The following is a 21,728-nucleotide window of genomic DNA, read 5'->3' as shown; positions in this document are numbered from 1 at the left end:
TCCTTCGCAGTTGCGAACGGTTCTCAAATCGGAATGATTCGTTCCGATTGGCCATGTGGGCGCGGTGACCCGTCGCGTCAACCCGCGCCTTGCTTGGGGCGGGGGAGGGTCAGGTATCGCTGATCAGCGGATTGACCTGGCCCTGCAGGGCGCTGCGCTGCGAGATGGTGAGCTGGGCGAGCAGGGTCGGCTGCTCCTGGAGCTGGCGCGGGGTCCAGCCGGTGAACTGCTTCATCTCGTTGATGAGATGCGACTGGTCGTAGAAGCCGCGCTCGAGCAACTCGTCGAGCGTCACCTTGCGCTCGGCGAACGCCACCGCAGCCTTGAGCGCGCGGTACTTGCGCGCGAGCAGCTTGGGCGGGGCGCCGTAGAGCGCCTTGCACTTGCGTTCGACCTGGCGGTGCGAGAGGCCGGTGACGGCGGTCAGGGCATCGATCTCGGGCGAGGCGCAGGCGGCCAGCCATTCGTCGACCAGCCGCACGAACGCCGCATCGGGCGAATGCGCGCGCGCCAGGCTCGCGATCAGATCCTCCGCGATGGCGACCATCGCTTGCGTATCGGGGGCCTGCGTGAGCCGGACCATCGTCTCGTCGACGGCGGGGCCGAACAGGTCGCGGGCATCGAGAACGCAGTTGAGCATGGTCGACGCGTCGTTGCCGATCAGCGCGGCCCAGCCCGCCGGGGTGATCCCGCAGCCAAAGGCGTGGATCGGGCCGACGACCTTGACCTGCATCGCGCCGCTGGTGGGCCCGATGACGTGGATTGGCGGCGCGACCTGGGTGCTGCCGTCGGGCATGCGGTACTCGGCGGCGCCCTCCGAGATGCGGAAGCGGAGCTGGGCATGATCCGCGCGCTCGGTGTCCTCCAATAGCGGGACCTCCGCCCGGAAATGGTAGAACAGCGTGATCAGATCCGCTATGCCCTCGGCCGGGACCGCATATTCCAGTTGAACCGCCGTCATCGAACGCTCCCCAACTGCGGTGGGTGCAGGGTACGCTCGTTCCGGCGGAAGGGGAAGCGCCTAAGGAATCGCGAAAAAGGCTCGACGGGAGGTGACTCCCGCCGAGCTTAGTTCCAGAAGCCCCTGTTGAAGCTCCTCAGGTCGCATGGATTGTCTAGACTCGGCTCGCTGAGTCGGTCTTGGAGAAATTCGACATTGCTACAAGGTTTTAACATGCAAATATTGCAACGCGGCAAAATCCGGTGAGCGCCTATGACCTGATCCGTCCGGCGCTGTTCGCGCTCGATGCGGAGCGCGCGCATCGGCTGACGATCCGCGCGCTGGCGATCGCGGGCGGCGGCGCCGCGGTGCCGCGGGTGCGGCCGGTGACGATCGCCGGGCTCGAATTCCCGAATCCGGTGGGGCTCGCGGCGGGGATGGACAAGGACGGCGAGGCGATCGCCGGTCTGTTCGGCCTCGGCTTCGGCTCGGTCGAGATCGGATCGCTGACCCCGCGCCCGCAAGGCGGCAACCCCAAGCCGCGGCTGTTCCGGCTGGCCGAGGACCGCGCGGTCGTGAACCGCATGGGGTTCAACAACGGCGGGATCGATGCGGCGCTGGAGCGGGTGAAGGCGGCCCGGCGAGCCAGGAAGCTGGGGGGCGTGCTCGGCATCAATGTCGGGGCGAACAAGGACAGCGACGATCGCGTGGCCGACTATGCGCTGGGCGTGGGCAAGGCGGCGCGGCATGCCGATTATGTGACGATCAATGTGAGCTCGCCCAACACGCCCGGGTTGCGCGACCTGCAATCGCGGCCGGCGCTCGACGACCTGCTCGCGGCGGCGAGCGCGGCGCGGACTGCGGAGGGGTGGCGAGTCCCGCTGTTCCTGAAGGTCGCGCCCGATCTCGACACCAGGGGGCTGGACGATGCGGTCCGCGCCGCACTCGACAACGGGATCGACGCGTTGATCGTGGGCAACACCACGACCTCGCGGCTCGACACGCTGCGCTCGCCACAGGCGAAGGAGACCGGCGGGCTCTCGGGCGCGCCGCTCAAGGCGCTGGCGCGGGCCAAGCTGGCCGAGGCGCTGTCGGCGAGCGGCGGGCAATTGCCGGTGATCGCGGTGGGCGGGATCGACTCGCCCGAGGAGGCGCTGGCGCGGCTAGAGGTGGGGGCGGCGCTGGTGCAGCTCTACTCGGCTTTGGTCTACGAAGGTCCGGGCCTGGTGCGGCGCATCCTCAAGCGGCTGTAACGTAGCGGCATTGCGCTTGGCCGCAGGGCCGCTAGGCTCTCCGCTCAAACAAGCGCGGGCACGAACCTGCGGCTGGGGAGTTGGGGACAAGGATGCGCAAGCTCGAACGGTTCGACAATCTGGTGCAGATGTTCTTCGCGCGGGCGCGCGCGAAGGGCGATGCGCCGTTCCTGTGGGCCAAAGCGGGCGGAAAATGGCATCCCACGAGCTGGGCCGAGACCGCAAAGCAGGTCGCGAGCCTCGCGGCGGCGCTGCGCAAGCTCGGCCTGAAGCCCGGCGACCGGGTGATGCTGGTGAGCGAGAACCGCCCCGAATGGTGCATCAGCGACCTCGCGATCATGGCGGCGGGCGGGGTGACCGTGCCGACCTACACCACCAACACCGAGCGCGACCACCAGCACATCCTCGACAATTCGGGCGCGTCGATGACGATCGTGTCGAGCGGGAAGCTGGCCAGGACGCTGCTGCCCGCGGTGCTGCGGGCGACCGGCAGCCACAGCCATGTGGTTATCGGGATCGAGGAGATGCGCATTGGCCAGCCCGGCGCGATCGAGTTCCATGACTGGAAGACGCTGATCGCCGAGAATGCCGCCGACGTGACGGTCGCGGCGGCCGAGGCCGACAAGGCGCGGCGCGAGGACCTTGCCTGCATCATCTACACCAGCGGCACCGGCGGGAGCCCGCGCGGCGTGATGCAGCACCATGGCGCGATCCTGATGAACTGCGAGGGCTGCTGCGCGCTGATCAGCGAGGATTTCGGCTGGGGCGACGAGGTGTTCCTGTCGTTCCTGCCGCTCTCCCACGCCTATGAGCATACCGGCGGTCAGCACTTCCCCGTCGCGCTGGGGGCGGAGATCTATTACTCCGAGGGGCTCGACAAGCTCGCCTCGAATATCGAGGAGGTGCGCCCGACGATCATGGTGGTGGTGCCGCGCCTGTTCGAGGTTCTGCGTACGCGCATCACCAAGCAGGTCGAGAAGCAGGGCAAGTTCGCCAACTTCCTGCTCGACCGCGCGGTCTCGATCGGCGGCAAGAAGGCGGCGGGCGGGGTGCCGATCTGGGACCAGCCGATGAACCTGTTCCTGAAGGCGACGCTCAAGCCCAAGCTCGCCAAGCGCTTCGGCGGGCGGATCAAGGCGATGGTGTCGGGCGGCGCGCCGCTCAATCCCGAGGTTGGCGTGTTCTTCGAGAGCCTGGGGCTCACCTTCCTGCAGGGCTATGGCCAGACCGAGGCGGCGCCGGTGATCAGCTGCAACCGGCCCAAGGTAGGGCTCAAGCACGACACCGTCGGCCCGCCGCTGGAAGGCGTCGAGCTCAGGATCGCCGAGGATGGCGAGATCCTGGTGCGCGGCGAGCTGGTGATGCACGGCTACTGGCGCAACCAGGAGGAGACCGACCGCGTCCTCAAGGACGGGTGGCTGCACACCGGCGACATCGGGATGATCGACGAGAAGGGCCGGATCAGGATCACCGACCGCAAGAAGGACATCATCGTCAACGACAAGGGCGACAATGTCGCGCCGCAGAAGGTCGAGGGCATGCTGACGCTGCAGCCCGAGATCATGCAGGCGATGATCGCCGGCGACCGCAAGCCCTACATGACCGCGGTGATCGTGCCCGATCCCGAATGGACCCAGGAATGGTGCGCGAAGAATGCCGCGAAATGCGACCTCGCCGCGCTGCGCCAGGACCATGACTATCGCGCTGCGGTGGGCGCCGCGGTCGAGCGGGTGAACAAGGACCTGTCGGTGATCGAGCGCATCCGCCGATTCATCCTCGCCGACGAGCCCTTCTCGATCGAGAACGAGCAGCTGACGCCGAGCCTCAAGATCCGGCGGCATGTGCTGAAGCGCGTATATGGCGAGCGGCTGGACGCGCTCTACAAGAACTAGCCGGCCCGGCCCGCGCGGGCGGCCGAGGCGATGCTATCCCCCGGGGGCGACGATGACGGCGACACGCAAGACCCAGATCGTGATCGTCGGCGGCGGCGCGGGAGGGCTCGAGCTCGCGCGGCGGCTCGGTGCGCGCTATGGTCGCCGCGACCACGACATCATCCTGGTCGAGAAGAACCGCACGCATGTCTGGAAGCCGCTGCTGCACGAGGTCGCGGCCGGCTCGCTCGACGCCAATCTCGACGAGGTCGGCTATCGCAGCCACTGCCACCGCTGGGGCTATCGCTATTTTTACGGCACGCTCGAGCGGATCGATCCTGCCGCGCGCGAGATTGTCATCGCGCCGCTGCTCGACGAGGACGGCAGCGAGTTGATTGCGCGGCACCGGCTGCGCTTCGACTATCTGGTGCTTGCGATCGGCTCGGTGGGCAATGATTTCGGCACGCCGGGCGCGCGCGAGCATTGCATCTTCCTCGACGAACGCCCCCAGGCCGACCGGTTCCGCAACAAGCTGCTCAACCACTGCCTGCGCGTCTCGCGCGCGATGGTCGATGATCCGGCGAGCGACGCGCATGTCGACATCGCGATCGTCGGGGGCGGCGCCACCGGCGTCGAACTCGCGGCCGAGCTGTTCAACGCCGCGGGTGCGCTGCGGCATTACGGGCTGGAGGTGTTCGACGAGCAAAGGTTGCGCGTGACGCTGATCGAGGCGGGACCGCGCATCCTGCCCGCGCTTCCCGAGCGGCTGGCGGAGGCGGCGCATCGCGAGCTCGAGGCGCTCGGCGTCACCGTGCTCACCGACACGCGTGTGACCGAGGTGACGGCGGATGCGATGCTGCTCAAATCGGGCACGCGCATTCCCGCCGACCTGCGCGTGTGGGCGGCCGGAGTGAAGGCCGCGCCGCTCGCCAGTGTGGATGACGGTCTGGCGCGCGCCCCGAACGGCCAGCTCATTGTCCGCCCGACGCTGCAGACCATCGCCGACGACCGGATCTTCGCGATCGGCGACTGCGCCTGGTGCGTCCTGCCCGGCGCGACGCAGCCGGTACCGCCGCGCGCACAATCGGCGCATCAGATGGCGTCCGCGGTATTCCGCAATCTGGTTGCGATCCAGGCGGGAACGCCGCTACGCGATTTCGTCTATCGCGATCACGGCTCGCTGGTGTCGCTCAGCCGTTTCTCGACCGTGGGAAGCCTGATGGGCAATCTGGTCGGCGGGCGCATGGCGATCGAGGGGCGGCTGGCGCGCTTCGTCTATACTTCGCTCTACCGCATGCACCTGATCGCGATCCATGGCTGGCTCAAGGGCTCGGCGCTGATCGTGCTGGGCCGGGTGAACGCGATCATCCGGCCGCGGCTCAAGCTCCACTGACGTTCCGCTCCGGTCAGGCCGGCCGGGCGGGAGCTACCTGCCGCCGGCCTGGTTCGCTGCAGCCGGCTTCGCCTCGGGCACCACCACCAGCGACCAGTCCTTCTGCGGCGCGAGATATTTCGCGGCGAGCATCTGGATCTCGGCCGGTGTCGTCCCGCCATAGTCGCGCGCGATCGTGTTGATCGCGGCGAAGCGGCGGGGATCGAGCGTGCCGCCCTCGGTCTGCTGCATCCAGAAGGGATTGCCGCTCGACCGGCGCACGACCATCTGTGCGGTCGGCACCAGTGCGCGGCGCAGCTCGTCGATATCGACCGGCTTGGCGATGAGGTCGGCGGCGATCTCGCGCGCGACGCGGAAGAACAGCTCGGTGCGGTCGGGCGGGATCAGCGTGATCGCCATGATGCGGCCGCCGCCGGGCTGGCCGACCGGCCACTGGCTGATCACGGTCGGCGAATAGCTCGCGCCCTCGGCCGAACGGATGCGGTCGAGGATGCGGTCGCGCATGATCGCGGCGAGGATCTCGAGCTTGCGGCCTTCGCTGATATTGTCTGCGCCGCCCCCGGCCTGCCATGCGATCGCCGCCGCGGCCTGGTCGGGCTGGCCGGTATGGGTGAGCACCAGCGGCTTGGCGTCATGCGACGGGAAGCGCATGTTCGGCGAGATCACCGGCGCGGGCTTGCGCGGCTTCATCGCGCCGAAGGTGACGCGCGCCGCCTCGATCGCCTTCTCGATATCGATGTCGCCGAAGATCTGCACCTCGATCGGGCCGCTCGCGAGCAACGGCTCCCAGAAGGCGCGGAAATCGTTGGCATTGAGCGCCTCGATCGCCTTGAGGTCGGGCATGCCCCAGCGCGGATCGCCGTCGTGGAGCAGCCGCTCGAGGTCGCGGCCGATCACCGCGTCGGGCGAGGACGACATCGCGGCATAGCCCGACACCGCCACCGCGCGGGCGCGCGCGATCGGCTTGGGGTCCCAGCCGGGCGACTGGAGCTTGGTCGCGATCAGCTTGAGCTGGTCGTGCAGGTCGGCGGGCGAGGTCTGGCCGGCGAAGGTAAAGGCGTCGTCGCCGATGCCGAAGCTGAGCCCGATCTGGCGGTTGCCGGTGAGCTGGTCGATCTCCTCTTGGCCGAGCTTGCCGATGCCGCTCGCGACCAGCGCCATGTCGGCGGCCCAGGCGGGGGTCTGCTTGCCCGCCGGGATGCCCTGCATGCCGCGCCCGAAGCGGACCGAGACATAAGCGCGGCCGACCTCGCCGGGGTTCTGGAACAGGATCAGGTTGACGCCGTTCGCGAAGCGCACCCGCTCGATCTTGGGGTCGGCGACGGCGACCACGCGCTCGACCACCTTGCCCGGCGCGCCGAGCTTGGGCAGCGAATCGAAGGTGACGTTGCGCGCGGCGTTGCGCTTGCCGGCCAGGCCGGAGACATCGGCTTCGAGCGCGGCCGCGAGCTTGGTCTGGACGTTGCCGTCGGGGGTGCGGGTGGTGACGATCGCGCGCGTCGCGTCACCCTGCAGGATCCGCTTGGTCGCGGCGAGCACGCGATCGGGGGTGAACATCTTCGCGTCCACCGCGCCCTTGAAGATGTTGTAGCTCTCCTGCTCGCTGGTCGTGACCTCGTTGATGTCGACCGCCTCGACGAGATTGTCGGCGCGGCGCGAGCCCGCCTGGACCGGGGCGGTGGCGACCGAATTGCGCATCTGCGCGTCGATCTCCGCGACCTCGCGGTCGATCTCGGCCTGAGTCGGGGCGATGGTCAGCGCGTCGGCGATCACCGCGCGCACTTCCTTGACAGCAGTTTCCCAGTCCTCGCCGATCGGCAGTACCTGGATCGAGGTGACATTGGCCGAGCGCACCGCGTCCGACAGGTCGGCGCTCGCGCCGATATAGGACGAACCGGCGCGGGCGCGGCTCTCGAGGCGGCGGTTGATGATGCGCACCGCGACGAAATCGACCATCCGCTCCTGGTTGAACTTCACCGTGTCCTGGAACACCGTCCAGGGGCGCAGCACCGCCATCGAGACGACCGGCGGCAGCGTCGGCTCGACGATCGCAGCGCTATTCGGCTTGGACGCGTCGGGCTTGCCGAAATCGGGCGTGCTGGGGTTGGGACCGACACCCTTCCACGCCGCGAAATGCTTGGCGATCTGCGCTTCGAACAGCGCCGGGTCCATGTCGCCGACGATCACCAATGTGGCGCGCTCGGGCCGGTACCAGCGCTGGTGGAAGGCGCGGACGCTCTCCGCGGTGGCGCCGTTGAGCGTCTCGACCGTGCCGATCACCGGTCGCTCGGCGAAGAGCTGGCCGGCGAAGAACAGCTGGCGCTGCGCGTCCTCGAACCGCGTCTGCGGGCGCAGCCGCTCGCGCTGCTCGGCGAGCACCACCGGGCGCTCGGCATTGAGCGCCTCGGGCGTCAGGCTCGGCGCCGACATCATGTCGGCGAGGATCATCATCGACCGATCGAGGCTCGTCTCCTTCGCGTCGGGCAGGTCGAGCTTGTAGGTGGTCGAGACCGGCGTGGTGCTGGCGTTGCTGTCCGAGCCGAAGGTGACGCCGAGGCGCTGCCATTCGCGCTTCGATTCGCCGTCGGGCACCTTGGCCGAGCCGCGGAAGGAGAGGTGTTCGAGCAGGTGCGCGAAGCCCTTTTCCGACTCGCGCTCCATCTGCGCGCCGACGTCCATGCGCAGCCGGATCGAGACCTGGCCCGGCGGCACGCCGTTCTTGCGCACGGCATAGCGCAGGCCGTTGGGCAGCGTGCCGAAACGCCATTCCGGGTCCTGCGGGACGTCGCTGCCCTTGTAGAGCCAGGGTGTCTTGTCGACCGCGACCGGCGCGGGTGCGTTCTGGGGCGCCGGGGCAGCGACCTGTGCCAGGGCAGGCAGGGCGGCTGCGGCGACGAGAAGGGGAAGGGCGAGTTGCTTGACGCGCGGGTACAGGGCCATCGCGTGCTATTTAGCGTGCTTCGCCGTTCATCGCCAGCCGCGGTGATCATGCCGCAATTCTTGAGCAACTGCACGGCTTTGGCGCGGTTTCGCCACGATTTGGACCCAAGCGCCGCCTAGCCGGATCCTCGCCCGGTCCGGCGAGTCCGGGCGGCCGGCGAATATGGGGTCGAGGTGTGGCGTGCGGGAAGGCGTAGCGATCAGGTGTGAGGAGGCGGCGGGCGTGGTGTGCGTGCCCGACTTCGCCGCCGGTGCCGTATTCGCCGAAGCCATCCGGCGCCCCCTGCTGATCCGCGTCGGCAAGCGGCTGCGCGGTGTCTTCGACCGGATCATCGGCGCGTCCTCGCTCGTCTCGAACGCGCCGGTGCTTGACGTGCGCGAGTTCGGCTGGACGCGGCTGCTGCGCGACAATTGGGAGGCGATCCGCGACGAAGCGCTGGCGTGCGCCGACGCCTCGCCCGCGCTCGCCAGCATCTCGCCCGACCATCGCGCGATCGCGCCGGTGAACAAGTGGCGCTCCTTCTTCCTGTGGGGCTATGGCTATTCGATCGAGGAGAATCTCGATCGCTGCCCGGTGACGCGATCGGTGGTCGCGCAGATACCCGAGCTCAACAGCGCCTTCTTCTCGATCCTCGCCCCGGGCACGCACATTCCGGCGCACCGCGGGGTGACCAAGGGGCTGCTGACCTGCCATCTCGGGCTGATCGTGCCGCGCGACGGCGATGCGCGGATGCGCGTGCGCAACCGCGTCGTGCGCTGGGCGGAGGGCGAGACCCTGCTGTTCGACGACACCTATGACCACGAGGTGTGGAACGATACGGCAGGCACGCGCGTGGTGCTGCTGATCCAGGTGCGCCGCCCGTTGCGCCAGCCGGGCAAATGGATCGCCGACGCCTTTCTCGGCATCGTCCGCCGCTCGGCCTTCGTGCAGGAGGCGCGCGCGAACCTGACGCGCTGGAATGCGGCGCTGAAGGCGCGGGACGTGTAGGTAGCGGTGGGGTGGCCGCCCGGTTTCCCTAGGCCGGCGGCCTGCCGCCGCGTCAGAACTTCGCGCGCACGCCGACCGAATAGCGCCGCTCGGACAGCGCATAGCTGTTGAGCGCCACGCTCCCCGCCGCGCTGTATTCGGTGGTCGCCGAATCATCCGGGATCAAATTCTGCGCCTGGAACGAGAGCGCGATGTTGCTGGTCAGGTCGACGCCGATCTGCGCGTCGAGCTGCGAGCGCGGGCCGATGAAGCTCGGCCGCCCTTCCGAGAATTCGAACACCGCCTCGTCGCGATAATTATAGGCGATACGCGCCGAGATCGGCCCCTTCTCGTACAGCCCGACGAGATTGTAGCTGTTCTTCGACACCGCGACGAGCGGGAAGCCGGCGTTATCCTGCGAGTCCGAATAGGTGTAGTTGGCGATGATGCCGAGCCCGTCGAACGGCGCGGGCAGGAAGTCGAAGAATTGCTGGATGCCCACCTCGAACCCCTTGATCTTCGCGCTGGCGAGGTTCTCGGGGCGGGAGAAGACCAGCTCGCGGCCCTGCGGATCGAGCGTCAGGTCGACGCCGGTGGTGACAAAGCTCGCGATGAAGTCCTTGACGTCCTTGTAGAACAACGCGCCCGAGATCAGCGAACTGCGACCCGTATAATATTCGAAGCTGATGTCGGCCTGAGTCGAGATCGGCGGCTCGAGATTGACGTTGCCGCCGGTGACCGAGAGGTTGGTGGCGTTGAAGAAGGTCGACGGCGAGAGGTCGGCGATCGATGCGCGCTGCATCGTCTGCGAGCCCGAGATGCGGATCAGGAAGTCGTCGGTGACGTTGAACGCGATGTTCGCGCTGGGCAGGACGTTGGTGTAGCGGTTCCTGTCGTTGCGCAGCGTGCTGACGGTGCCGACATTGACGTAGGAATCGACCGACAGGCGCGTGCTGGCGACGCGCACGCCGGCATTGGCGCGATAGGGGATGCCCGCGATCTCGCCCTGGCCCGAGAACATGATGTAGCCGGCCAGCGTGCGCTCGCTGAAATCATAGTCGCGCTGGAGGTTGGGCAGCAGCGTCGAGCGGCCATTGGGGTCGGGGTTGGGCTCGGCGGCCTGGGCGCGGATGAAGACATAGTCGAAGGTCGGCGCGGTGGTGAGGAAGCCGCGCGGGAAGGTGCCGGGGATGTCGGTCAGGAAATTGGTATCGACCAGCCTCACATAGGGTTCGATCTCGGCGCGGGTCGGCGTCACCTGGCTGCGAAAGGCGTTCGAGCGCGCGTGCAGGTCGGTATAGCGCACGCCCATCGCCAGGGTGATGCCGCTGTCGAACTCGTAGCTCACATCGAGCTTGCCGGTCCATTCCTCGAGCAGGCCGAGCAGCCGGTTGCTGCGCACGCCGTTGTTCGCGGGATTGTACGAGGCGTAGCTGGCCGGGTTGAAGGTGCCGCCCAGCGTCAGCGACGGGATCGTGTTGCCGCGGAAGTCGAAGGTGCCGGGCACCGCGGCGGTCGCCTGGAGCGTGATGATCTGGATCGTCTGGTCGATCGTGCCCTTGCTGTAATAGCCGTCGGCTTCGATCTTGAGGCCGTCCTTCTCGTACTTGCCGTTGAGGCCGTAGAGATAGCTCTCGGTCGGCTCGTTGCGGATCTGCCCCGCGGTGGTGACGGTGCCGTTGGCAGTGCCCGCGACCACCGCGCCATTTTCGACCACGCGATTGGCAACCGGATTGGTGCCGGTGGGCAGGCGGAAGGCGAAGAAGTCCTGGCGGCGGCCGGTGGTCAGCTTCGAATAGAGCGCGTCGGCGGTGAGCGTGAACTCCGGCGTCACCTCGAACTGCACCGCGCCGTTGAGGCCGAGGCGCGAGCGGTCGACCACGAACTGCTCGTACTGGAGCAGCACCGGGGTCGCGAACACGCCGCCGCCGGTGCCGGTATAAGTGCGGTTGAGGAAGTTGTTGCGCTCGAACGTCTGGTTGGTCGAGGTGCGCTTCTGGTACTCGCCCGCGATCATCACGCCGAGGCGGCCGTCGAGCAGCTTGGTGGTGGCGAAGCCGGTGATCGCCGGCTCGAACTTGTCGCTATTCTCCGAATAGACGCCCTGCGCGCGGACCGAGATGGTCGGTTCCTTGAAGGAGAGCGGCTTGGGCGTGACGAGGTTGACGGTGCCGCCGAGCCCGCCCTCGGCCTGGCTGGCGAGCGGCGACTTGCGCACCTCGAGCCGGCCGAACAGGCTGGATGGGACCGAATCGAGGCCCGAGGAGCGGCCGAGCTGATCGTTCTCCGGCGGCGACAGCCGCGCCGACCAGCCGAGCAGCGTGCGCCCGTCGACCTCGACACGGACCTGCTGCAGGCCGCGCACCGAAACCGACTGACCCTCACCGAAAACGCGCGTAATCTGCACGCCGGTGACCCGTTGAAGCGCTTCTGCGACATTGGCGTCGGGAAGCTTGCCGACATCCTCCGCAGTGATCACGTCCATCACCTGCGACGCGTCGCGCTTAACCTCCGCCGCCTGCTGCAGCGAGGCGCGAATGCCGCTGACGATGACCTCTTCAGGCTCTTCCTCCGCCGGCGCGGGCGGCCTGGTATCCTGCGCGGCGGCGGGCGTCGCGACGGCGAAAGCGGCGGCCAGCGCGAGCGCTGCGGTGCCTGCCTTGAGCAGCTTGGTGGTGTTCATGCGTGTCCTCCCCGATTTCGCGTGAACCGCCGCGACAGGCGAGCGGTACCGCGCGGGCTTTGCCCGTTTTGGATCCGGCTTAGACACCGGTGTCATGCGGAGTTGTCCTACAAACTTGTCGGGGTGTCAAGAAGATGTCCTACAACATCCCGCCGCGGGACAGGCCCGCGAGCGTCCGGCACCGGAGCGGAAGGGGACTAACGCGCCGGGCCGGTGCTGGCGCGGACGATGAGACTATAGTCGAGCGTCAGCCGATCGCGCGGGCGCGAATCCGCGAGCAGCAGGTCGGCGGCCGCCCAGGCGAGCTCGCGCACCGGCTGGCGCACGGTGGTGAGCGGCGGCCACACTGCGGCGGCGAGATCCGAATCGTCGAAGCCGGCGATCGAGAGCTCCTCGGGCACGCCGATGTCGAGCTCGTGCGCGACCGCGAGCGCGCCTGCGGCCATGTCGTCGTTGCCGGCGAAGATCGCGGTGGGGCGCGACGTCCCCGCGAGCAGCCGATGCGCGGCCTCGCGTCCCGACTGGAAGCTGTAGTCCCCCGCCACGACCAGCGCCGGATCGAAGGCGATGCCGCGCGCATCGAGCGCGGCGCGATAGCCTTCGAGACGCTCCACCGACGAGATATGCGTTTCGGGGCCGGTGATGAAGGCGATCGCGCGGTGACCGAGGCCGGCGAGGTGGCTGGTGAGCTCGTTCGCCGCGGCGACGTCGTCGATCGTGGTCGAGCGGCCTTCATCGCGGCGGAAGCCCGGCTCGATCCGCACATAGGGCAGGTTGCGGCGGTCGAGCTCGTCGAGCAGCGCCTTCGACTCGGTGACCGGCGGCGAGAGGATCAGCCCGTCGAGATGCGTCTCGTCGATCAGCGCGGCGACTTCCTGCACCAGCTCGGGCGATCCGGCCTCGACCGGCTGGATCAGCAGCCGGTAGCCGAGCTCGTGACAGCGCTCCTGCGCACCGGCCTGGAGGTGGTAGACATAATAGGGGCTGGGATTGTCGTAGAGCAAAGCGACCTGGAACGACTTGCGTCCGGCCAGCGTGCGCGCGGCGAGGCTGGGGCGGAAGTTGAGCTCGGCCACCACCTGCTCGACCCGGCGGCGGGTTTCCTCGCTGACATTCTTCTCGTTGTTGAGCACGCGCGAGACGGTCTTGAACGAGACCCCCGCGAGCTTCGAGACTTCCTTGATCGTCGGCCTGCGCGCCATTTGCCTCCCCTGACTGGTTCAAGGCATAGGTGACAGCGTTGGCAACAGGCAAGAGCGATGTGGTGATATGGTAATACAAAGGCGTGCGCTGTTGATTGGCCTCATGCTCGCGACGACGCAGGCGGCGGCATTGCCGGCGGCGGCGCGGGACGGGCTGCGGGTGATGGCGTTCAACGTCCGCCTGCCGCTCGCGGCGGACGGACCCAATCGCTGGGAGGCGCGGCGGGACCTGTTCGTCGAGACGATCCGCCGTGCCGACCCCGACATCATCGGCACGCAGGAACTGTGGAAGATCCAGGGCGACCATGTGATCGCCAGGCTGCCGCGCTACAGCTGGTTCGGCATCGACCGGCGCGGCGGGCATGGCGACGAGCATATGGGCGTGTTCTATCGCCGCGACCGGCTCAGGCTGGTCGAGATGGGCAATTTCTGGCTGTCGGACACGCCCGAGGTGCCGGGGAGCATCAGCTGGGGGCATCCGCTGCCGCGAATGGTGACCTGGGGATTGTTCGAGACGATCCCGGGCGGCAGGCGCTTCTGGTTTTGCAACACCCACTTCCCCTATCGCGGCGAGGACGAGGGCGCGCGGACCAAGGGGGCCGAGCTGATCGCGGCGCGCATCGCCGCGCTGCCCGGGGATGCGCCGGTGGTGGTGACCGGGGATTTCAATACCGGTCCCGACTCCGGGGCGCACCGGGCTCTCACGGCGAAGCTCGCCGATGCCTGGGCTGCGGCGGCGGCGCGGGAAGGACCGGCGGAGACGTTCCACGGCTTCACCGGCAAGGCCGACCGGCGGATCGACTGGGTGCTGGCTCGCGGGCTGAATGCGGCGAAGGTGGAGACGGTGACCTTCGGCCGAAAGGGGCGCTATCCCTCCGATCACTTCCCGGTGGTCGTGGACTATCGCTGGCCATGACAAGAAGCCCCGCCCGGACGTGCCGGGCGGGGCCGTGAGGATCGAGACGGGACGGCGGGTCAGCCGCCGCCCGCCAGCGCCGCGAGCAGCAGCAGCGCGACGATGTTGGTGATCTTGATCATCGGGTTCACCGCGGGGCCGGCCGTGTCCTTGTAGGGATCGCCGACGGTGTCGCCGGTCACCGCGGCCTTGTGCGCCTCGCTGCCCTTGCCGCCGTGATTGCCGTCCTCGATGAACTTCTTGGCATTGTCCCATGCGCCGCCGCCCGAGGTCATCGAGATGGCGACGAACAGCCCCGACACGATCACGCCGAGCAGCATCGCGCCCACCGCCGCGAAGGCGTTGGCCTGGCCGTCGACCGTCAGGATGACGAAGTAGAGCAGGATCGGCGAGAGCACCGGCAGCAGCGACGGAACGATCATCTCCTTGATCGCGGCGCGGGTGACGATGTCGACCGTGTGGCCATAGTTGGGACGGCTGGTCCCCTCCATGATGCCGGGGTTCTCGCGGAACTGCTTGCGCACGTCCTCCACCACCGAGCCGGCGGCGCGGCCGACCGCGGTCATGCCGAAGGCGCCGAACAGATAGGGGAGCAAGGCGCCGAGCAGCAGGCCGACGATGACGAACGGGTTGCTCAAGCTGAAATCGACGGTGACGTCGGCGAAATAGCGCTTGAGATCCTCCGTATACGCCCCGAACAGCACCAAAGCGGCGAGCGCGGCGGAGCCGATGGCATAGCCCTTGGTCACCGCCTTGGTGGTGTTGCCGACCGCGTCGAGCGCGTCGGTGCGGGTGCGCACGTCGTCGGGCAGCCCCGCCATCTCGGCGATGCCGCCGGCATTGTCGGTGACCGGGCCATAGGCGTCGAGGGCAACCACCATGCCGGCGAGCGCGAGCAGCGAGGTGGCGGCGAACGCCACGCCGATGATCCCGGCGAGCTGGTAGGAGGCGATCACCGCGATGACGATCACGATCGTCGGCAGCGCCGTCGCCTCGAGGCTGATCGCCAAGCCCTGGATCACGTTGGTGCCATGGCCGGTGACCGATGCCTGGGCGATCGACTTGACCGGGCGGTAGTTGGTGCCGGTGTAATATTCGGTGATCCACACCAGCAGGCCGGTGACGCCGAGGCCGATCATCATGCACCAGAACAGGTCCATGCCGGTGAAGCCGTCGCCGACCGCCTGGGTCGCGACCGAGGCGGCGACGTCGATGTTGGTGGCGTCGGTGGCGCCGCCGATCACGGCATTGAGGTCTACCAGCGCGTACTGGGTCGCGAAGTAGATCGCGGGCACGGCGAGGATCGCGGTGGTCCAGAAGCCCTTGTAGAGCGCGCCCATGATCGACCCGCCCTTGCCCAGGCGGACCATGTAGGTGCCGATGATCGAGGTGACGATGCACACGCCGCCGACGATCAGCGGCAGCGCCATCAGCGCGAGCATCGCTTCGGGGGCGAGGCCCTGAACGAGCAGCGCGATCGACACCATGGTGAGGCCGATCGTCACGACATAGGTCTCGAACAGGTCGGCGGCCATGCCCGCGCAGTCGCCGACATTGTCGCCGACATTGTCGGCGATCACGGCGGGGTTGCGGGGATCGTCCTCGGGGATGCCGGCCTCGACCTTGCCGACCAGGTCGGCGCCGACGTCGGCCGCCTTGGTGAAGATACCGCCGCCGAGACGCGCGAAGATCGAGATCAGCGAGGCGCCGAAGGCGAGCGCGGTGAGCGCCTTGATGACCTTCTCGCCATTGGGCTCGACCCCGCCGGGGCCGACCAGATACCAGAAGAGCAACGCGATCGAGAGCAGGCCGAGGCCCGCGACGAGCATGCCGGTGATCGCGCCCGAGCGGAAGGCGAGCGTCAGGCCGCCCTGCAGCGAGCTGCGCGCCGCCTCGGCGGTGCGGACATTGGCGCGCACCGAGATGTGCATGCCGACATAGCCCGCCACGCCCGACAGGATCGCGCCGAGCAGGAACGCGGCGGTGGAGAGGCCGCCGAGCGTGAAGAACAGCACGACGGCGACGATCACGCCGACGACCGCGATGGTGGTGTATTGACGGCCGAGATAGGCCTTGGCGCCTTCCTGGATGGCGGCGGCGATGTCCTGCATTTTCTGGTCGCCCGCAGGCGCGCGCAGCACCTGCTGCGAGGTCACCAAACCATAGAGCACGGCGAGCACGCCGCACGCGATGGCGATATAGACAATCGTCATCTGGTATCCTTCCCCTGTGAAACTCCGCCCGCCGCCCGGTTCTGTGTCCGGTGCGGTGCGCGGTCGGGGCGGAGCGTAGAGCGGGGTTGAGGGCTGTCAAGCAGCCCCGGGCGGTTGACAAGATTGACTCGAAACACGGTGTTTGCGGCAATTGCGCCAGGAACGCGGCGGGTTCGCGGCGGCGACGCGCCGGGGACGCGGCGCTCACGCGGCACCCACGCGCCACCGGCGCGGCATCCACGCGCCGTTCGCGCGGCAGCGACGCGGCGGGTTCGCGCAATGACGCGGCGGGTACGCGGCGGCGGCGCGCCGGGCTGGGCGCTCGCATTGGCCGGTGAGGTTGGGAGTCGCGTCCATCGATCAGGGTAGATCAGATGAAATCCAACATTTGAAGGGGGGCGGAGAAGGCGATTTGCTATCCCGTCATCCCGGCCTCGTGCCGGAATCCACCGGGCGGCAGGAGACGTGCAAGAGGCTCAAGTCCATGCCGCGCGGGGATGTGGATCCCGGCACAAGGCCGGGATGACGAGCGGAGTGGGCGGGCGCTCAGGTGGCGGCGGTCAGCCGCCGTGGCGGTAGCCGAGCCTGTCCGGAAGCGGGACCGGCGTGCCGCCCGCGGTGAGCGTCAGGCCGGTGCCGGTACCGGCGATGCCGATGCGGGTCGCGGGAACGGGCGGGACAGCGTTGCCGGGCAGGGTGAAGAGCAGCTCGTAATCGTCCCCCGCGGTGGCGGCCTCGATCGGGCCGAGGCCGGGCAGGGCGAGCGGGACGGCGCCGAGGTCGATCGCGACGGCAACGCGGCTGGCTTCGGCCAGGCGGCGGGCGTCGATGAGGAGGCCGTCGGAAACGTCCATCATCGCGGTGGCGAGGGGAGCGAGCACCTGGCCCTCGGCGAGGCGCGGCTGAGGGCGGAGGTAGCGGGCGAGATCGCGCGGCTCGCCATCGGGGCCGAAGCCCGCGCCGCCGATGCTTCCGGTGACCCAGAGGGCGTCCCCGGGCCTTGCGCCGGTGCGAAGCGGCACGCTGGGCTGGGCGCGGCCGATCGCGGTGAGGGTGAGGCTGCGGGGGGCGCCCCGCGGCATCGCCACGGTATCGCCGCCGAGCAGGGGCATGGCGAAACGCGTGAGGGCGTCGTTCAGGCCGGCGAGAAAGGCGCGGTCCCACTCGGCATCGCCCGACAAGGCGTAGTTGAGCAGGCAGCCGACAGGCGTCGCGCCCTTGGCGGCGAGGTCCGACAGGTTCACCGCGGCGAGCTTCCAGCCGATCGCCTCGGCCGGGTCATCGGAGCGGTAATGGACGCCCTCGACCATCGTGTCGCTGGTGAGGATCAGCTTTCCGGCGGCGACGTCGAGCACGGCGGTGTCATCGGCGAGGCCCGCCGCGGCGGGGTGCGTGGCGATGCCGCGCAGGGCGGAGAGGAAGGCGAACTCGTCGGGCACGGGTATCGGGTTAGATTACCGATCCCCCACAAACAACCGTCACCCCGGCGCCCGTGCCGGGGCCCCACACGCGCCGTACGCGATGCGATCATGGGATAGGGCAATGCGGTTGCGCCGTGGATCCCGGCACAAGGCCGGGATGGCGGATGAAGCGAGGGGAGACGGTGGATCAAACCGCCTTCAGCGCTTCCTCGAAATCGGCGATGAGGTCGTCGGCATCCTCGACGCCGATCGAAATGCGGACGAGGTTGTCGGTGATGCCCAGCGCCTTCTTGCGCGCGTCGGGGACCGAGAGGTGAGTCATCGCGGCGGGGGCGGAGGCGAGGGTCTCGGTGCCGCCGAGCGACACCGCGAGCTTGGCGATCTTCAGGCTGTCGAGGAAAGCGAAGGCCTCCTTCTCGCCGCCCTTGAGGTACAGCGAGAAGGTCGAGCCGGCGCCGGTGCAGTGGCGGTCGTAAATGTCCCGCTGGCGGCTGCCTTCGGGAAGGAAGCCCAGATAGCCGACGCTCTCGACCTTGGGATGGGTGCGGAGGAATTCGCAGACCTTGACCGCGTTCTCGCCCGCGCGGGACATGCGCAGCTCGAGCGTTTCGAGCGAACGCAGCAGCATCCATGCGGTGTTGGGATCGCAGATCGTGCCGATCGTGTTGCGCATCAGGCGGATGGTGTTGATCAGCTCCTTGCTGCCGAGCACGCCGCCCGCGACGAGGTCCGAATGGCCGCCCGCGTACTTGGTGAGCGAGTAGACGACGAGGTCGGCGCCCTGCTGGAGCGGCTTGGCCCAGAGCGGGCCGAGGAAGGTGTTGTCGATCGCGATCGGCGGCTTGTTCGCGCCGGCGAAGATCGCGTCGCGGCTGGCGGCGACGGCCTCGACATCGACCAGCGCATTGGTCGGGTTGGCGGGGGATTCGAGATAGATGAGAGCGACGTTGCCCGAGGCGGCCTTGGACAGGACCGCGTCGATCTCCTCGCGCGTGGCGCCGGCGGGGAAGTCGAGCCAGTGGACGCCGAACTTGCCGAGGATGCGCGCGATCAGCGTCTCGGTCGCGGCATAGAGCGGGCCGCTATGGACGATGGTGTCGCCGGGCTTGACCATGGCGAGGAACAGGGTGGCGATGGCGGACATGCCGCTGGAGAAGGCGAGCGCGTCCTCCGCCTCCTCCCAGATGCCGAGGCGATCCTCGAGGATCTCCTGGTTGGGGCCGTTGAAGCGGGAGTAGACCAGGCCCTCGGCGCCGCCGGGGCGCTTCCCGGTGACGCCCTCGAAATGGCGCTTGCCCGCGGCGGCGTTGGGGAAGACGAAGGTCGAGGTGGCGAAGATCGGCGGCTTGAGCGAGCCCTCCGACAGCATCGGGTCATAGCCATGGCCCATCATCAGCGTGGCGGGGCTGAGCTCGCGGCCGCCGATCCGGTCGACCGGGGGCTTGGGGCGGCGGCGCGGGGCGGTGCCGGTGAGGGCGGCTTCGTCAGGCTTGACGGGCTTGTCGGTCATTCGGGGTGCCTCTCACAGGATCGTATCAGTTGAAACGTCTTTGCAGTTGCACTCGCACCAACGCTTCAACCCGTCAATGCGATCAAGTCAGGGCGATCAACGAAATCTGGCGGCCGTAATCGGGCTCGCCGCGATGGGTGGCGCGGCGGAAGCTGAAGAAGCGGTCGGGCTGGGAATAGGTGTCCTCGCCCAGTGCCTCGACCGTGCGCAGGCCGGCGGCGGCGAGGCGGTGGACGACATAGGCTTCGAGGTCGAACTGGTGATGGCCTTCGCGGCCTGGCGTGAAGAAGCGGTCGTTGGCGGGGTCGTGCTCGGCGAAGCGGGTGCGGAAGGCGTCGTCGACCTCGTAGCTCGCGCGGGCGATGCACGGGCCGACGGCGGCGGCGATGTGCTCGCGGCGCGCGCCGAGCGCTTCCATCGCGGCGATGGTGGAGTCGGTGACGCCGCCGATCGCGCCCCTCCACCCGGCATGCGCGGCGCCGATCACGCCGGCCTCGCGGTCGGCGAACAGCACGGGCGCGCAGTCGGCGGTGAGGATGCCGAGGGCGAGGCCGGGGCGGTTGGTGACGAGCGCGTCGGCGTGCGGGCGGAGCTCGTCGCTCCACGGCTCGAGCACGGTGACGGCGTCGGCGCTATGGACCTGGTAGAGGCCGACCAGCTGCGTGCCCGGTGCGGCGGCGGCGAGGGCGCGGCGCTGGTTCTCGATCAGCTCGGGCGTGGGCGGGCGGCCGCGGCGGCCCATGTCGAGGCTGGCGGTGGGACCGGTCGATACACCGCCGGTGCGGCCGAGAAAGCCGTGGGCGACTCCGTCGAGGACGTTGGCGCGCAGGGCTTCGACCGCCTGCGTCACAGGTCGAGCTTCATGATCAGGTCGCGGTCGATCTTCTGGCCGACCGGGAAGGCATAGTCGCCGATATGGACGAAGCCGTATTTGGCGTAGAAGGCGATGGCGCGCGCATTCTCCTCGAACACCGTGAGCAGCAGCGCGGGGGCGCCGCGCGACCGGGCGGTGGCGATGGTCCAGTCCATCAGCGCCTGGGCGATGCCCTGGCCGTGCCAGCCATAGGCGACGTAGAGCTGGCCGAGCTGGACGTCGTCGGGACCCGCTTCGTCGAGCCAGGGCGGGACGAGCTTGGCATAGCCGATGATCTGCCCCTCGGCCCGGGCGACGCGCCAGGTGACGGCGGGGTCGGCGAGATGCGCGCGCAGCTGCCCGGTGGGGCCATAGGCGTGGGTGAGGTAGGCGTCGAGATCGGCGGGCGCGTAGCCGTGGCCGAAGGTCTTGACCCAGGTTTCACGCGCCATCGTATCGAGCGCGTCAGCATCGTGCGGGGCGGGGGTGTCGTAGGTGATCGTCATTCGAAGCCTGCGGGAGTTGGCCAGCCGGGGGCGGTGAGGGCGACGACCTTGAACAGCTCGCCCATCGCCTCGTCGCCGGTCAGGCGGTCGCGGGCGACGGCGATCTCGTCGGCGCGGTCGGGCGAAGCCTTGGCGAGCGCGGCGGCGCGCGGCGCGATGCCGAGGGCGTTCAGGAACGCGCCCTGGGTGACCGGGCCATGGGCGACGAGGCCCTCGACGCGCGCGGCCTCGACCAGCGTGCCGAAGTCGACATGCGCGGTGAGGTCGGCCTCGCCCGGATCCTCGAACGGGTTGGCATAGGCGTGGCCGCGCACCGCCTGGAGCGTGTCGCCGATCGCGGGGCCGGCATAGCCATAATCGATGATCAACGCGGCGCCGCCCTGCGCGAGCAGCCGCGCGGCGAGCGCACGCAGGATCGCGACGCTGGCCGGCGAGGTCTCGAGGATCTCGCCCGGGGGCGCGTCGCGGAACTCGGGCGGGATGATCGGATCGAACACGGTGTTGCCGACCACGGGCAGGAACAGCGTGTCCTGGCAGGCGACCAGCCGCTCGCGCCAGCCTTCGGCGGTCTTGACCAGCTGGCGGATCGGGAGCGCGTCGAAGAATTCGTTGGCGACGACGAGCAGCGGCGCGTCGTCGGGCAGGCCGACCAGGTCGATCGCCCATTCCGCCTGGGGCACCGCCCTGGCCTGCTCGGCGCGGAGCACCGGGCTGTTCTCGACGAAGTGAACCGCTGGGGTCAGGCCAGCGCTCGCCATCGCGCGCAGCGCGTCGGCGGCGAGCGTGCCGCGGCCGGGGCCGAGCTCGACATAATGCGACCGCGGGCGTCCCGCGCGATCCCACAGATCCGCCAGCGCGAGGCCGATCAGCTCGCCGAACATCTGGCTGATCTCGGGCGCGGTGGTGAAGTCGCCGCGCGTGCCCAGCGGATCGCGCGTGGCGTAATAATGCGTGTTCGCCGCGCCCATGAACTGCGAGAGCGGGATCGGCCCGGCGAGCGTGATGGCGCGGGCGATCCGTTCGGGGAGCGGGCCTTCTTCCGGTGCGCTCGTCATGGGCC

The 21,728-nt window shown here is 68.8% G+C and carries 15 protein-coding genes; 5 read left to right on the top strand and 10 right to left on the bottom strand.

Annotated features, from left to right (window positions below; all coding sequences use genetic code 11):
- Positions 1–109 precede the first annotated feature (109 nt).
- Positions 110–961: a helix-turn-helix domain-containing protein gene (locus ACO227_RS01910; RefSeq protein WP_423604830.1), complete on the bottom strand. Its 852-nt coding sequence runs from the start codon at positions 959–961 to the stop codon at positions 110–112.
- A 242-nt stretch (positions 962–1,203) separates the two neighbouring features.
- On the opposite strand from ACO227_RS01910, the gene ACO227_RS01905 reads away from it, so the two are divergent.
- The 3 genes from ACO227_RS01905 (at position 1,204) to ACO227_RS01895 (ending at position 5,457) form a co-directional block, all read left to right on the top strand.
- Positions 1,204–2,193 carry a quinone-dependent dihydroorotate dehydrogenase gene (locus ACO227_RS01905; RefSeq protein WP_423604829.1) on the top strand — a complete coding sequence of 330 codons (990 nt, stop codon included), beginning with the start codon at positions 1,204–1,206 and terminating at the stop codon, positions 2,191–2,193.
- Positions 2,194–2,285: 92 nt separating this feature from the next.
- Complete coding sequence (locus ACO227_RS01900) at positions 2,286–4,085, top strand: AMP-dependent synthetase/ligase (RefSeq protein WP_423604827.1); 1,800 nt, start codon at positions 2,286–2,288, stop codon at positions 4,083–4,085.
- A gap of 52 nt (positions 4,086–4,137) precedes the next feature.
- On the top strand, positions 4,138–5,457 hold the full coding sequence (locus ACO227_RS01895) for an NAD(P)/FAD-dependent oxidoreductase (RefSeq protein WP_423604825.1): 1,320 nt from the start codon (positions 4,138–4,140) through the stop codon (positions 5,455–5,457).
- A gap of 33 nt (positions 5,458–5,490) precedes the next feature.
- Here ACO227_RS01895 and ACO227_RS01890 read toward each other — a convergent pair whose 3' ends face one another.
- Positions 5,491–8,397 (bottom strand): M16 family metallopeptidase, encoded by a 2,907-nt coding sequence (locus ACO227_RS01890; RefSeq protein ID WP_423604823.1) that lies wholly within the window; start codon positions 8,395–8,397, stop codon positions 5,491–5,493.
- A 181-nt stretch (positions 8,398–8,578) separates the two neighbouring features.
- Here ACO227_RS01890 and ACO227_RS01885 point away from each other — a divergent pair, with 181 nt between their 5' ends.
- The gene (locus ACO227_RS01885) at positions 8,579–9,385 is read left to right on the top strand and encodes an aspartyl/asparaginyl beta-hydroxylase domain-containing protein (RefSeq protein ID WP_423604821.1); all 807 of its coding nucleotides are present in this window, start codon (positions 8,579–8,581) and stop codon (positions 9,383–9,385) included.
- 52 nt (positions 9,386–9,437) lie between these two features.
- Here ACO227_RS01885 and ACO227_RS01880 read toward each other — a convergent pair whose 3' ends face one another.
- Positions 9,438–12,047 (bottom strand): TonB-dependent receptor, encoded by a 2,610-nt coding sequence (locus ACO227_RS01880; RefSeq protein ID WP_423604819.1) that lies wholly within the window; start codon positions 12,045–12,047, stop codon positions 9,438–9,440.
- A 197-nt stretch (positions 12,048–12,244) separates the two neighbouring features.
- Positions 12,245–13,249 (bottom strand): LacI family DNA-binding transcriptional regulator, encoded by a 1,005-nt coding sequence (locus tag ACO227_RS01875; protein ID WP_423604818.1) that lies wholly within the window; start codon positions 13,247–13,249, stop codon positions 12,245–12,247.
- 91 nt (positions 13,250–13,340) lie between these two features.
- On the opposite strand from ACO227_RS01875, the gene ACO227_RS01870 reads away from it, so the two are divergent.
- Positions 13,341–14,165 (top strand): endonuclease/exonuclease/phosphatase family protein, encoded by an 825-nt coding sequence (locus tag ACO227_RS01870; RefSeq protein ID WP_423604817.1) that lies wholly within the window; start codon positions 13,341–13,343, stop codon positions 14,163–14,165.
- Positions 14,166–14,224: 59 nt separating this feature from the next.
- Here ACO227_RS01870 and ACO227_RS01865 read toward each other — a convergent pair whose 3' ends face one another.
- The 6 genes from ACO227_RS01865 to ACO227_RS01840 form a co-directional block, all read right to left on the bottom strand.
- Positions 14,225–16,378 carry a sodium-translocating pyrophosphatase gene (locus tag ACO227_RS01865; RefSeq protein WP_423604815.1) on the bottom strand — a complete coding sequence of 718 codons (2,154 nt, stop codon included), beginning with the start codon at positions 16,376–16,378 and terminating at the stop codon, positions 14,225–14,227.
- A 560-nt stretch (positions 16,379–16,938) separates the two neighbouring features.
- Positions 16,939–17,817: a thiamine-phosphate kinase gene (gene thiL / locus ACO227_RS01860; RefSeq protein WP_423604813.1), complete on the bottom strand. Its 879-nt coding sequence runs from the start codon at positions 17,815–17,817 to the stop codon at positions 16,939–16,941.
- A gap of 169 nt (positions 17,818–17,986) precedes the next feature.
- On the bottom strand, positions 17,987–19,309 hold the full coding sequence (locus ACO227_RS01855) for a cystathionine gamma-synthase family protein (RefSeq protein WP_423604812.1): 1,323 nt from the start codon (positions 19,307–19,309) through the stop codon (positions 17,987–17,989).
- Between the two features lie 82 nt (positions 19,310–19,391).
- The gene (pgeF, locus tag ACO227_RS01850) at positions 19,392–20,159 is read right to left on the bottom strand and encodes a peptidoglycan editing factor PgeF (protein ID WP_423604810.1); all 768 of its coding nucleotides are present in this window, start codon (positions 20,157–20,159) and stop codon (positions 19,392–19,394) included.
- Complete coding sequence (locus ACO227_RS01845) at positions 20,156–20,668, bottom strand: GNAT family N-acetyltransferase (protein ID WP_423604808.1); 513 nt, start codon at positions 20,666–20,668, stop codon at positions 20,156–20,158. The genes pgeF and ACO227_RS01845 overlap by 4 nt, the downstream gene beginning before the upstream one ends.
- Entirely contained in the window at positions 20,665–21,723 is a 1,059-nt protein-coding gene (locus ACO227_RS01840) for a class I SAM-dependent methyltransferase (protein ID WP_423604806.1), read from the bottom strand. Before ACO227_RS01840 ends, ACO227_RS01845 begins: the two co-directional genes overlap by 4 nt.
- Positions 21,724–21,728: the final 5 nt, after the last annotated feature.

Origin of the sequence: Sphingomonas sp. MS122 (assembly GCF_049532975.1) — a bacterium.
Classification (GTDB): domain Bacteria; phylum Pseudomonadota; class Alphaproteobacteria; order Sphingomonadales; family Sphingomonadaceae; genus Sphingomonas.
Note: the sequence above shows the minus strand (reverse complement) of the source record. Positions and strands in the feature narration are given on the sequence as shown.

Coding starts and splice junctions, on each gene's coding strand:
- ACO227_RS01910 (WP_423604830.1), bottom strand. CDS start 961: ATGACGGCGGTTCAACTGGAATATGCGGTCCCGGCCGAGGGCATAGCG.
- ACO227_RS01900 (WP_423604827.1), top strand. CDS start 2,286: ATGCGCAAGCTCGAACGGTTCGACAATCTGGTGCAGATGTTCTTCGCG.
- ACO227_RS01895 (WP_423604825.1), top strand. CDS start 4,138: ATGACGGCGACACGCAAGACCCAGATCGTGATCGTCGGCGGCGGCGCG.
- ACO227_RS01890 (WP_423604823.1), bottom strand. CDS start 8,397: ATGGCCCTGTACCCGCGCGTCAAGCAACTCGCCCTTCCCCTTCTCGTC.
- ACO227_RS01880 (WP_423604819.1), bottom strand. CDS start 12,047: ATGAACACCACCAAGCTGCTCAAGGCAGGCACCGCAGCGCTCGCGCTG.
- ACO227_RS01875 (WP_423604818.1), bottom strand. CDS start 13,249: ATGGCGCGCAGGCCGACGATCAAGGAAGTCTCGAAGCTCGCGGGGGTC.
- ACO227_RS01865 (WP_423604815.1), bottom strand. CDS start 16,378: ATGACGATTGTCTATATCGCCATCGCGTGCGGCGTGCTCGCCGTGCTC.
- ACO227_RS01855 (WP_423604812.1), bottom strand. CDS start 19,309: ATGACCGACAAGCCCGTCAAGCCTGACGAAGCCGCCCTCACCGGCACC.
- ACO227_RS01845 (WP_423604808.1), bottom strand. CDS start 20,668: ATGACGATCACCTACGACACCCCCGCCCCGCACGATGCTGACGCGCTC.
- ACO227_RS01840 (WP_423604806.1), bottom strand. CDS start 21,723: ATGACGAGCGCACCGGAAGAAGGCCCGCTCCCCGAACGGATCGCCCGC.